This window comes from Klebsiella sp. YJ (genome assembly GCF_002108615.1).
Classification (GTDB): Bacteria; Pseudomonadota; Gammaproteobacteria; order Enterobacterales; family Enterobacteriaceae; genus Klebsiella; species Klebsiella planticola.
This window is the reverse complement of the sequence record NZ_MTEG01000001.1, coordinates 359,677-372,000: the sequence shown is the minus strand read 5'-3', so window position 1 is coordinate 372,000 and position 12,324 is coordinate 359,677. Positions and strand designations below refer to the sequence as shown.

The 12,324-nt window shown below is 56.0% G+C and carries 10 protein-coding genes; 2 read left to right on the top strand and 8 right to left on the bottom strand.

Going from position 1 to position 12,324, the window contains the following annotated elements; translation table 11 throughout:
- Nucleotides 1–12: 12 nt before the first annotated feature.
- From BV390_RS01730 to BV390_RS01715, 4 genes are all read right to left on the bottom strand, one after another.
- Entirely contained in the window at nucleotides 13–942 is a 930-nt protein-coding gene (locus BV390_RS01730; protein ID WP_032695358.1) for an electron transfer flavoprotein subunit alpha/FixB family protein, read from the bottom strand.
- 1 nt (nucleotide 943) lies between these two features.
- On the bottom strand, nucleotides 944–1,693 hold the full coding sequence (locus BV390_RS01725) for an electron transfer flavoprotein subunit beta/FixA family protein (RefSeq protein ID WP_032695357.1): 750 nt from the start codon (nucleotides 1,691–1,693) through the stop codon (nucleotides 944–946).
- Between the two features lie 111 nt (nucleotides 1,694–1,804).
- Complete coding sequence (locus BV390_RS01720; protein WP_085396446.1) at nucleotides 1,805–3,391, bottom strand: GMC family oxidoreductase; 1,587 nt, start codon at nucleotides 3,389–3,391, stop codon at nucleotides 1,805–1,807.
- Nucleotides 3,392–3,411: 20 nt separating this feature from the next.
- Nucleotides 3,412–4,929 (bottom strand): aldehyde dehydrogenase family protein, encoded by a 1,518-nt coding sequence (locus BV390_RS01715; RefSeq protein WP_085396444.1) that lies wholly within the window; start codon nucleotides 4,927–4,929, stop codon nucleotides 3,412–3,414.
- Between the two features lie 332 nt (nucleotides 4,930–5,261).
- On the opposite strand from BV390_RS01715, the gene BV390_RS01710 reads away from it, so the two are divergent.
- Nucleotides 5,262–5,906: a TetR/AcrR family transcriptional regulator gene (locus BV390_RS01710; RefSeq protein WP_032686825.1), complete on the top strand. Its 645-nt coding sequence runs from the start codon at nucleotides 5,262–5,264 to the stop codon at nucleotides 5,904–5,906.
- Between the two features lie 21 nt (nucleotides 5,907–5,927).
- Here BV390_RS01710 and BV390_RS01705 read toward each other — a convergent pair whose 3' ends face one another.
- A complete protein-coding gene (locus BV390_RS01705; protein WP_032695356.1) occupies nucleotides 5,928–7,436 on the bottom strand; it encodes an acyl CoA:acetate/3-ketoacid CoA transferase in 1,509 nt (502 codons plus the stop codon).
- Between the two features lie 182 nt (nucleotides 7,437–7,618).
- Between BV390_RS01705 and BV390_RS01700 the strand changes: the two genes are divergently transcribed.
- Nucleotides 7,619–8,647, top strand: a complete 1,029-nt coding sequence (locus BV390_RS01700) for an aldo/keto reductase (RefSeq protein ID WP_032695355.1) — start codon at nucleotides 7,619–7,621, stop codon at nucleotides 8,645–8,647.
- A gap of 77 nt (nucleotides 8,648–8,724) precedes the next feature.
- Here BV390_RS01700 and BV390_RS01695 read toward each other — a convergent pair whose 3' ends face one another.
- The 3 genes from BV390_RS01695 to BV390_RS01685 are packed head-to-tail and all read right to left on the bottom strand — an operon-like array spanning nucleotide 8,725 to nucleotide 12,322.
- Nucleotides 8,725–9,768, bottom strand: a complete 1,044-nt coding sequence (locus BV390_RS01695; RefSeq protein WP_032686827.1) for a zinc-dependent alcohol dehydrogenase — start codon at nucleotides 9,766–9,768, stop codon at nucleotides 8,725–8,727.
- A 12-nt stretch (nucleotides 9,769–9,780) separates the two neighbouring features.
- Entirely contained in the window at nucleotides 9,781–10,797 is a 1,017-nt protein-coding gene (locus tag BV390_RS01690; RefSeq protein WP_085396443.1) for an ABC transporter permease, read from the bottom strand.
- 19 nt (nucleotides 10,798–10,816) lie between these two features.
- Complete coding sequence (locus BV390_RS01685; protein ID WP_085396442.1) at nucleotides 10,817–12,322, bottom strand: sugar ABC transporter ATP-binding protein; 1,506 nt, start codon at nucleotides 12,320–12,322, stop codon at nucleotides 10,817–10,819.
- Nucleotides 12,323–12,324 lie beyond the last annotated feature (2 nt).

The following is a 12,324-nucleotide window of genomic DNA, read 5'->3' as shown; positions in this document are numbered from 1 at the left end:
GCCCCTTGCTCATCACAGTTTCGCCACCAGCTGCGGTACTATCTCAAACAGATCGCCCACCAGGCTGTAGTCGGCGATTTTGAAAATTGGCGCTTCTTCGTCACTGTTGATCGCCACGATGACTTTGGCATTGCTCATCCCGGCCAGGTGCTGAATTGCGCCGGAAATCCCCACCGCGATATACAGATCCGGCGCGACAATTTTACCGGTCTGTCCAACCTGCAGATCGTTGGCGACCATGCCGGCATCGACCGCCGCGCGCGATGCGCCGACGGCGCCGTGCAGTTTGTCGGCAAGCTGTTCGATCAGGGCAAAGTTTTCGCGGCTGCCCAGCGCACGGCCGCCGGAAACCACCACGCGGGCGGTAGCAAGCTGCGGACGATCGGATTGCGCCAGCTCTTCGTGAATAAAGCGGGATAGCGGCTGGCGATCGACGCCGGCTACCGGCTCAATCGGCGCGGCGGATTCGCTTTCTTGCGCTGCCGGGAAGCTGGAGGCGCGCAGGGTCATGACCACCTGCGGGTCGAGACTTTCGACGGTGGCGATTGCGCTGCCCGCATAAATGGGACGTTTGAAGACCCTGGGGCCGACCACCGCAATCACGTCGGAGATTTGTGCGACGTCGGCGAGGGCCGCCACGCGCGGCAGGATGTTTTTCCCGTTTGCGCTGGCGACGGCGAGCAGATGGCTGTAATCCCCGCGGAGCGAGAGCATCAGTGCGGCGACGTTTTCGGCCAGCTGATGTTTAAAGGCGCTATCGTCGGCGAGCAGCACTTTCGCCACCCCGGCAATGCGCGCCGCCTGTTCCGCCACCGGGCGGCAGTTTTCGCCCGCCACCAGCAGGGTCACCTCGCCACCCAGCTCCCGGGCGGCGCTGACCGCGTTTCTGGTTACCGCGTTGAGCTGGTTATTGTCATGTTCGACAAGGAGTAAAGTAGCCATATCAAATCACCTTCGCTTCGTTTTTCAGCTTGTTCAACAGTTCATCCACACTCCCGACACGCACGCCGGCTTCGCGCACTGGCGGAGTTTCGACTTTTAACAAGGTCGTGTGCGGGCGTAGCTCAAGACCAAATTCCTCCACCGGCAGGATGCTGAGCGGTTTCTTTTTGGCTTTCATCATGTTGGGCAGGGAGGTATAGCGCGGCTGGTTAAGGCGCAGGTCGGTGGTGACCACCGCCGGCAGCGTCAGCGACACGGTCTGCAGGCCGCCGTCAATTTCACGGGTGACCATCGCCTGACCATGCTCAATACGCAGCTCGGCGGCAAACGTTCCCTGCGGATAACCGCACAGCGCGGCTAGCATTTGTCCGGTCTGGTTATTGTCGCCATCGATGGACTGTTTCCCCATCAGGATTAACGACGGCTGCTCCCGTTCGACCACTTTCGCCAGCAGCTTTGCCAGGTTGAGCGGTTCGAGGGACGAAGGGGTCGCGATGAGCAATCCGCGGTCGGCTCCCATCGCCAGCGCGCTGCGCAGCTGCTCCTGGGCCACTTCTTCACCGATGGTGACCACCACAATCTCGCTGGCGATGCCGAGCTCTTTCAGGCGAATGGCTTCTTCAACCGCAATTTCACAGAACGGGTTGAGCGCCATTTTGGCGTTGGTCAGATCAACCTGGCTGCCATCGTTTCGTACGCGGATCTTAACGTTATGATCGACAACGCGTTTTACGGGGACGAGAACTTTCATCGTTACCTCTCGGGATGTTGACATGTCTTTCTGGCTTTAAGTAAATAACTATTTAGTTATTTATTCAACCGGTTTTTGCCCATGAAAACGAACATGGGCGACAATTTGTGATCAGTGCGACGCGATAATCAGATCGCTGGCTTTCTCGGCGATCATAATGGTGGGGGCATTGGTGTTGGAGCTGACCAGATCGGGCATCACCGACGAGTCCACCACGCGCAGCCCTTCAATACCGCGAACGCGCAATTGGGTATCGACCACCGACATCTCGTCGACGCCCATTTTGCAGGTGCCCACCGGGTGATAGCAGGTGCGCGCAAACTGGCGGATGTAGTTTTCCAGATCTTTATCGCTTTGCGCCTCCTGTCCCGGCATATGTTCGCGGCGAATATAGGGCGAGAAGGCGCTTTGTTGCATGATATCGCGCATCAGCTTGCAGCCTTCGACACTCATTTTTAGATCGTAAGGATCGCTGAGATAGTTCGGGTCAATAAGCGGAGCCTCGCTGGCGTTTGCCGAGCGTAATGTTACCCGACCGCGGCTGCGCGGACGCAGGAAGTAGCTGTTAATCGTCACGCCGGAGCCGGAAGGCACCGGTTCGATACCGGCTTCCACCCCGGCGCCCGCCAGGAAGTGAATTTGCGTATCGGGATTGACGGACTGTTTATCGGCATACCAGAACGCGCCGCCTTCGACGATGTTTGAACACACCGGCCCTTTGCGGAACAGCAGATACTCCAGCCCGGCCCACAGCATCCAGTGCGTCTTCTTGTACTTGTCATAGCTCAGCGCGTTGCCGAGCTCAAAGATCAGGTCGATACCCAGATGGTCCTGCAGGTTTTCCCCGACGCCCGGGAGATCGGCGACCACCGGAATGTCTTTTTTACTCAGCTCATCGGCGGCGCCAATGCCCGAAAGCTGCAGCAGTTTCGGAGAACCAATGGCTCCGGCGCTGACGATGACTTCACGGCTGGCATGTAGTCGTTGCGGTTTGCCATCCTGATAGATCTCTACGCCGACGGCGCGCTGGTTATCGATAAGCAGCCGGGAAATATGGCAGCCGGTCTTAATCGTGAGATTGCTCCGCTGGCGCGCGTCTTTCAGATAGCCCACCGCCGCAGAACAGCGACGGGCGTTGCGCGTGGTGGTCTGATACAGACCGCAGCCGGCCTGGGTCGCGCCGTTGAAGTCGGGATTATAGGGCAGTCCCGCCTGCTGGCAGGCTTTACTGAAGGTTTTGCTCATCAGATTGGCGCCGATTGGACTGGAGACCCCGAGCGGGCCGCCGACGCCGTGCCAGGCGTCGGAAAAGGTGTCGTTATCTTCGGATTTAATAAAATAGCGCTGAATATCGGCAAATGACCAACCGTCGCAGCCCTTTTCCGCCGCCCAGCGGTCATAGTCCGCCGGCGTGCCGCGGGTGAACACTTCGGCGTTGATAGAACTCCCGCCTCCCAGCACTCGCCCCTGGGCAAACAGCAGCTCACGATTGCCGAGCTGGGGCTGTGGTACCGTTTTATAACCCCAGGTCAGCGGCCCGGCGGTGAGTTTGCTAAAGCCAACCGGTAAATGGATATAGGGGTTACTGTCCTTCGGGCCGGCCTCAACCAGCAGCACTTTGCAGTCGGCGTTTTCGCTTAAGCGCGACGCAAGGACGCTGCCCGCCGAACCGCCGCCAATAATAATGTAGTCGTACATGTCTGATCCTCGCCCCAACATCACTCAGCGAGCCATTTAGCGCGCTTGCCCAACTGGATATGTACGGATTTAATCTCGGTATATTCATCCAGACCATAGCTGCCGCTTTCGCGCCCGATACCGGACTGTTTAAAGCCGCCGGAAGGGAGCTCAGGGCCGCCGGCGATAGTGGTATTCACCCACAGTCTGCCCGCTTTCAGATCGCGGAAGCCCTGGACCGCTTTATCCAGATTCGACGTCCAGATGCTGGCCGCCAGCCCGTAGCAGGTGTCATTGGCAATGCCGATCGCCTCTTCATAGCTGTCGAACGGGGTGACGCAGAGCACCGGGCCGAAGATCTCTTCGCGGAAAATGGTCATTTCCGGGGTCACATCATCGAAAATGGTGGGTTCGATAAACAGCCCATTCCCGGCGGCAACCGCGTTGCCGCCGGTGAGCAGGGTGGCACCCTCATTTTTTCCCTGTTCGATATAGCCGAGCACGGTCTGGTAGTGCTTCTCAGTAATAATCGCGCCAATCTGGGTGTTTTCATTCAGCGGATCGCCGCTGCGTACTTTCTGCGCGCGTTCAACCAGCTTCTGGCAGAAATCCTTATGGATAGAACGTTCAACCAGTAAACGACTGCCGCTGACGCAGCACTGCCCGGTATTGAACAGGAAGCCAAACAGCGTACCGTCCAACGCGGCGTCAATATCGGCATCGGCAAAAACCACCTGCGGATTCTTACCACCCAGCTCCAGACCAAGGCGTTTGATATTTTTTGCCGACGCGTGCAGCGCCATCTGACCGACGGCGGTGGATCCGGTGAAAGAGACCATATCGATATCAACATGTTCGGTGATCCGTTGGCCGACGACCGAACCGCTGCCGGTGACCACGTTAAAGACGCCGTCGGGCAGCCCGGCCTCTTTAAGAATGCCGGCCAGCAGCAGAGTCGTACCGGATGTGATCTCGGCGGCTTTCGCCACCAGCGTACAGCCGGCGGCCAGAATATAGGGGTAGCGTTCTGCGCCAATAAAGAAAGGGAAGTTCCACGGCGTGATGACGCCGACGACGCCGATGGGTTCGCGCGTCACCAGGCCCAGCATGTTGTCGCCGAGATTATTAAAGCTGTCGCCATTGACGCTGCGCGCCAGGCCGGCGGCATATTCCCAGATATCGGCCGCGCCCTGGATCTCGCCGCGCGACTGGGCGACAGGCTTACCGGTTTCCAGCGTTTCCAGCAGCGCCAGTTCCGCCAGGTTCTCGCGAATGAGCTGGGCGGTTTTCAGCAATACCGCCGCACGCGCCGCGCCGCTAATGCGCGACCATTTTCCGCAATCAAAGGCGTCTCTGGCTGCCTTTACCGCCTCATCAACGTCTTCAACGGTCCCCGCGGGATAGGTGCTAACGACAATATCGTGGGCCGGGCTTTTACGGACAAAACTTTCGCTGCTGTGGCCCGTGGTCCATTTGCCATTGATGAACATCTGAAATTCACGCGCTTTTTCAGGCAGCAAAGGGTGGTTAACGTCTACAGGGTGAAATGTATTACTCATCGTCCTCTTCCCATCGTTCATAGCCTTCCTTACCGGTCGGTAAGAGCCAGCGAGTGATCGTTGTCATCCTGTCCGATGCATTTTTAGATGCCGACAAGATGGGTTGGTTGTGTTTGATTTTAACTTTATGTTTTATAAGTATAATGTTGTTTATATATAACTATATGGTTACATATATTAGCATGCTGTTTTTGGATTGAATAAGGAAACGCCAGCCCTTGTAATGAAATTGTTAAGCGGCTAGCAGAAAGGAGATTAGCGAAAAATTTTTCTTGATTTCCGCCAATGAGTAAGGGTTAATCATCAGCCAGATCCGCAACCAAAACGATGTAATGACTAAATCAGCTACGGAAAAAACAGTACAGGTCCGTGACCCTGTTGCGACACAAAATCGGATCCTGAAAGCCGCGAAACGCGAGTTCGCGCAAAAGGGACTCGGCGGCGCACGCATTGACGTTGTCGCTGAAAAGGCAAAATCAAATAAGCGTATGATTTATCACTATTTTGGTAGCAAAGAGCAGCTTTTCCAGAAAGTTGTCGAAGATTCCTACCTTGATATTCGTGCCGCGGAAAAAAAATTAAATCTCGAAAGTCTGGAACCGAAAGAAGCGGTTGAAGCGCTGGTCAGGTTTACCTGGAACTACTACCTGAAAAACCCGGAGTTTCTGACTCTGGTGAACAGCGAAAACCTGCATCGCGCCGTACATCTGAAAAAATCGGTGGCGATCAAGTCGGCGCAGAAATCGATGGTCACCCTGATGGAAGGCATTCTGCAGCGCGGTGTGGAGCAGGGCGTTTTCCGGGCGGGCGTGGATGCGGAACAGCTGGTGATCACCATTGCGGCGGTCAACTATTATTACTTCAATAATAAATATACCGGCGCCATTCTGTTCGATCGCAATTTCATGGATGCTGATTCCCTTCAGCAGCGCCTTGATTTTAACGTCGAAACGATAATGCGGATACTGCAGCCCTGATATCCGCATTGCGTGATGTATTCAGAGAGAAACCAGCGCGGGGCGATCGACTTTCGGGCAGAATTGCATACGCTGCAAAATATCCTGCTCGAGGTTAACCCCGCTGACAATCGCCGCCAGTTCCACCCCTTCTTCCGTTAGCCTGAAAATGGCGCGCTCCGTGACGTACAGCACTTCCTGCCCGCGTTTTATGGCTTCCGGCCCGCTGAAAGTGATATGGCGAACCTTTTGCACCAGCTTGGGAATTTGCCCATGAGACTCAATCTGTAAACGCTCGCCCTGCTGGCACACCTGTAGGCCTTTTGCTTCGAAGGTGCCGCAGAAAACGACCTTTTTGGCGCCGCAGGTAATATCAATAAAGCCGCCCGGTCCAACGATAGTGTCGCCGAGTTGCGAAACGTTGACGTTACCTTCAGCATCCATCTCGCCCATGCCGAGGAAGGTGATATCCAGCCCGCCGCCGCTAAACAGGTCGAACTGATCGAGCGAACTGACAATGGCCTGCGGATATTTAGCCGCGCCGAACAGCGCGCCGTCGAGAAGCTGGCCGTTGTGAATGCCTTGTTCCACCATTTGCCAGCAGGAGTCGACCAGCGATTTGTCGGCCATGGCGGAGATCCCACCGGGGATGCCGAATCCATAATTGACCCGCATATTCGGTTTCAGCTCCCGTACCGCCAGGCCCGAGATCAGGCGGCGAATGCCCTCTGCTGGCGCGTCGAGCGGGTGTTCATCCGGCGGGGCGACCTGTCCGGAGATGGCCGGATCGTATTCGGCAAGATAGCTCTGCCACTGCGTCGGGCACTTAACGATATGGTCGATCATCACACCGGGAACGGTGACCTTACGGGCCGGGACAAAGTGTTCATCCGCGGTGGATTTCACCTGGGCGATAACCATCCCGCCGTTGTTGTGTGCCGCTAAGGCGACGGCATAAGTATCCAGGTCCGCAGGCTCTTCGCTGGTGGAGATATTCGCCACGACGTCCGCCTGCGATCCGTGAATCACCGCAACATCGACTTTAAACGGTTTGTAATGCAGCCAGGTTTTACCGTCGAGTTCAATACGCGAAACGATATCCTCGCAGGTGATGTCATTGCATTTGCCACCGCTTATCAACGGGTCGACAAAAGTGCCTAGCCCGACGCTGGAAATGACCCCCGGGCGCCCGGCGCCGCTTTCGCGATACAGCGTCATGATGATGCCGGTGGGTAAACAGTAGGCTTCTATCTGATTGTCGCGGGCCATTTTTTGTAGCTCGGAAGACCATGACCAGTGGCCGCCGATGATCCGTTTCACCAGCCCCGGTATAGCGAGGCGGCCAAGTCCGGATCCTTTGCCGTTTCCGATCCCTAAAGCATGAATCAGGGTGAGATTGCGCGGGTGTCCGGTTTCGCGGTAGCGCGTCGCGATGGCCGCCATGACGTAGTCAGACTCCAGCAGGCCGCCGCCGGAGCCGGTGAAGGCAACGGTGGAGTTGTCTTTGATCAAAGCAACAGCTTCTTCGACGCTTTTTAGTTTGCCATGCATGCTCGTTATCCTCGTTGAACTCAGTACAAAATAAACTAACTAGTTAGTTACAATTGCAGAAAGTAAAAGCCGGATCAACGTCATTAATGCCGCTTTGTTATCCAGGTAACATTTTCACAACATTCGTTTTGATATAACTATCTTGTTAGTTAATTAAACCATCAGCCTGCAGGAGCACAGACATGGATCCATCACAGAAAAATGCGTTTGGCCGTACCGCTATTCAGGTCACGGCAATGGGTTACGGCGCCGCGCCAATCGGCAATATTTTCCGCCCCATCAGTGAACAAGAATCGGAGAACATGATTCGCCAGGCGTGGGACAACGGTCTGCGTTATTTTGATACCGCGCCGCTCTATGGCCATGGTCTGAGCGAAGCGAGGGTTGGCCACGGTTTGCGCTGGTATCCCCGCGATGAGTATGTGTTGTCCACTAAGGTCGGTCGTCTGCTGAAGCCGAAAAAACGCAGTGAAATTGATTCCGGGGTGTGGGTCAATCCGCTGCCGTTTGAGGCGGTCTTTGATTACTCCTATTCGGCAACTATGCGATCCATCGAGGACAGTCTGCAGCGCATGGCGCTGGAGCATATCGATATCGCGTTTATTCACGACTGCGATTTTTATACCCACGGGGATCAGCAGCCGCACTACTTTCGCCAGGCGATGGACGGCGCATGGCGCGCGCTGGCGCAGCTGCGCGATGAAGGCGTGATTAAAGCGGTAGGGATGGGCGTCAATGAATGGCAGGTGTGCCATGCGGCGCTGCAGGAAGCCGACTTTGACTGTTTCCTGCTGGCCGGGCGCTATACGTTGCTGGAACAGGAGGCATTACAAGCGTTTCTGCCGCTGTGCGAAGAGCGCAATGCGGCGGTGGTGATCGGCGGGGGATTCAACAGCGGGATACTGGCGACCGGGGCGGTTGAGAACGCGAAATATAACTATGGCCCGGCCAGCCAGGCGATTTTGCAAAAGGTCAGCAAAATTGAAAACGTCTGCCGCGATTATCACGTCAGTCTGCCAGCGGCCGCGCTACAGTTTGTTCTGGCTCACCCGGCGGTGCCGACGATTATTCCTGGCACCCGCACGGTAGCGCAGCTGGAAAACTGCCTGGAGTGGATTGCCGCGCCGATCCCGGATGATTTCTGGCGTACGCTGCAACAACAGGGGCTGCTGGATGAAGCGGCGCCAACGCCGGCCGATCGCCTCATCTGAGCGATGCGGGAAGGTAAAAAGGTGCTCCTCAGGAGCACCTTTTTTTATTCTGCCGTCTTATCCGCGTGGCGAAAATCTTACTCGTGGGCAATATGCAGCTGGATTTTCAGGTGCTGCGGATGAGCGAGCAGGGTGGAGAAAACCTGCTGAATATCCTCCAGCGGGTGGACGGATTCGCGGAAAGGGGCGGTAATAAAACGTTGATGGCTCAGCAGATGCAGCGCCTGGTGCATATCTTCTCCCATTCCGGCCACGCTGCCCTGAATCCTCTGTTCTTTTAAAATGATCTCCAGCGGTTTAATGGCTATCTCGGTTTGCGCATCGGTTAAACCGAAGGCCAGCAGCCGTCCACCGGGGCGCATAAACGTCAGGGCCTGTTTATACAATTCCGGATGACCGACGCTTTCGATCACCACGTCGGCGCCACGTCCCTCCGTGAGCGCCTTGATCTGCTCCAGCGCGACTTCGGGGTCGGTGATGACGCTGTCCGCTCCGCACTGTCTGGCGAGTTCGGCCCGCTGCGGATTCAGCTCTACGGCAATAATCGGCGCGGCGCCCAGCAAACGCGCCATCTGAATATGCATATTGCCCACCGGGCCCGCGCCAATCACCACCACCGACTCTGCCACGCTAAGGCCTATTTTTTTACTGGCGCGCACCACGCAGGAGAACGGTTCGGTCAGACAGGCAACGCTATCCGCAATCTCATCGCCGAGCGGAATCACCAGGCGGGCCGGAATCGCCACGTACTGCGCAAACGCGCCGTGGGTGTGAATGCCGAGCTGGCGGATCTCCGGGCAGTTCAGCAGTTCGTTCCGCCGACAATAATAGCAGTGGCCGCAGCCGATATTGATGTCGGCGACTACCCGCTGGCCCGGCGTCAGCGTCGAGACCTGGCGACCAACGGCAACAATTTCTCCGCTGAACTCGTGGCCGGGAATTAACGGCAGCTTATCCTGGGAGTAATGGCCATTATAGATATGGATATCGGTTCCGCAGATTGAACAGCGGGTGACGCGAATCAGTACCTCGTCGTCGCCGTAGGCGGGGACCGGAACCTGGCGAATTTCGAACGTTTTGGGCGCCGTCAGCACCGCGGCCTTCATTAATTTGGGGATCATAGCCCGCTCCGGTTATTTAACGGTGGAAATTTTGGCGCGATCGATGGTCATCGCGATCGCCACAATCATCAGCACGCCGAAGAAGATCTGCTGCGCCTGCGCTTCGACGTTCAGGTAAGTCATACTGGTACGAATAACGGCCACGATGAGGGTGCCGATAAGCGTGCTCAATACGCCGCCCACGCCCCCGGTCAGCGGGGTGCCGCCCAGCAGCACCGCAACGATGGCCGGTAGCAGGAACTGGTCGGCCATGGTCGGCGATGCGCCGGAAAGACGGGTTGCCAGCAGCACCCCGGCGGCGGCGGAGAACGCCCCGGCAATGGCGAAGGTGATAATCTTCACCTTGATGACCTTCACGCCGCTGGCGAGCGCTGCGGATTCACCGGCACCAATCGCCTTCATGTGGCGTCCCAGCGCGGTGCGTCTTTCCATCAGCAGGGCCAGCAGCAGCAGTACCGCCGCGATAATGATTTCCATCGGCAGCGTAAAGACGGTGCTGGTCATCCAGCCAACCGTCTGGCTGCGAATATCGCCCGGGATATAGAACGCGCGTTGTCCGGATATCACCTGCCCGGTGGCATAGGCAATGCCCCCGACGGCGAGCGTGGTAATGAATGACGATATTTTGAAGCGGGTATGCACCCAGCCGGAGATCGCGCCGTACAGCGCGCCGACGAGCAGGGTGAGCGGAATCGCCAGCGCGCCAATTTGCGACAACAGAATGACCAGCACCACCGTCGACATACTGGCAATCGACTGGGCGGATAAATCTATGCCGCCGATATAAATCACAAAGGTCATGCCAATCGCCATAATAAACAGCGTCGACGCATCCTGCAGCAGCTGGAATATATTGTCGGGTTTAAGAAAATCCGGGTTATAGAGGCTGACCAGGGCGACTAATACCACCAGAGTCAGAATGGGTAAATAACGCGTAATTTTTTCACGCCCGGTTAATGGCGGCCGGGTCGGGCTACCGGTGTTATTTTTTGTCGGCACTGCTAATAAATCAGAACGGGTGATTTTCATGGAGATTTGCCTTAATAACCTAGACGAAGTGCTGCAATAATTCATATTGCTCCGGACGCTTCTCTTCGCAGCCGGTAAACTGATATCTCAGCTGGCCGTCCTTAAAAATAGCGATGGTATGGGCGAGACCGATGGCCTCCTCCAGAGAATCGGCGATCAAAATCACGCCGCATAGTTCATCGGTGAAGTCGCGCACGAGGTCGTAGACATCCTCTTTGGCGCCGATATCGAGGCCGCGGGTAGGGTGGTCGAGGAGGATGATTTTCGCCTCGGCGGTTCGCCATTTAGACAGCACCACCTTTTGCTGATTGCCGCCGGAGAGCTTGCCGCACTGTGTATCAATGCTGGCGGTTTTTATCGACAGCTTTTTAACCCACTCATTGGCCAGCTGGCGCTCGTGATGCACCTGCAGCAGTCCGGCGCGGGAATAGTCCTGCAGGTTAGCGAGAGTGATGTTTTCCACCACCGACATCCCTTCGACGATGCCCTCGATTTTGCGCTCGCGCGGGATATATCCTACCCCTTCAGCGATGCTGTGCGTGGGGCTGAATTTGCGGACCGGTCTACCGTTGAGAATCACTTCTCCCTGCTCGGGCTGCAGCAAACCGAAGATGGTCCGGATGATCTCTTCGGTCCCCGCCCCTTCGGTGCCAACCAGCGCCAGCACTTCGCCAGCGTGCAGCGACAGCGAGACATTCTGATAATGGCCCGGCAATGAGATATTTTTTAACTCGACCAGGGTGGTCGCTTTATGGATGCCGTGTTTGCGATGCTCGCGGTAATAGCGTTCATCGATATCCCGACCGACCATCTGACGCTGAATATTCACCACATCAAACCGGTCGCGGGTGAGCATATCCATGACCTGCCCGTCCTTCATCACGTAGATGCGGTCGGAAAGGGTCATCACCTCATCAAGACGATGCGAAACAAAAATGAAAGAGGCCCGGCTTTTCAGCTCTCTGACCAGCGCAAACAGCAGCTCGATCTCCTGGGCAGGTAACACCGAGGTCGGCTCATCGAGCAGGATAATTAAATGGCCGCTGCTTCTCTCCTCGAGAGTTAAAACCTTCGCCAGCTCCACCAGCTGACGTTGGGTAAACGACAGCTCGGAGGTGATTGTTTTCGGGTCGATATCCAGTTTGACTTTCGCCAGCTGTTTTCTGGCTGCCGCCGCCATCTTTTTCCAGTTAATCACTCCAAGTTTTTTAAACGGCTGTTCAAAGCCGAGGAAAATATTCTCCATTACGCTCAGATTGGAAATTAATGACTGCTCCTGAAACACCATCCCGATGCCTTGCATCATGGCATCACGCGGCGAGCGAAATACCACCGGCTGACCATTAATCAGCACTTCGCCTTTATCGTGCTGATAGGCGCCGTATATAATTTTCATCAGCGTTGATTTTCCGGCACCGTTTTCACCGACTAAGCCAACAATTTCTCCGGGATTAATTTGCAGATTGATATTTTGCAAAGCCAGAACGCCCGGAAACGATTTACCAACATTTTTAAATTCAAGCATAA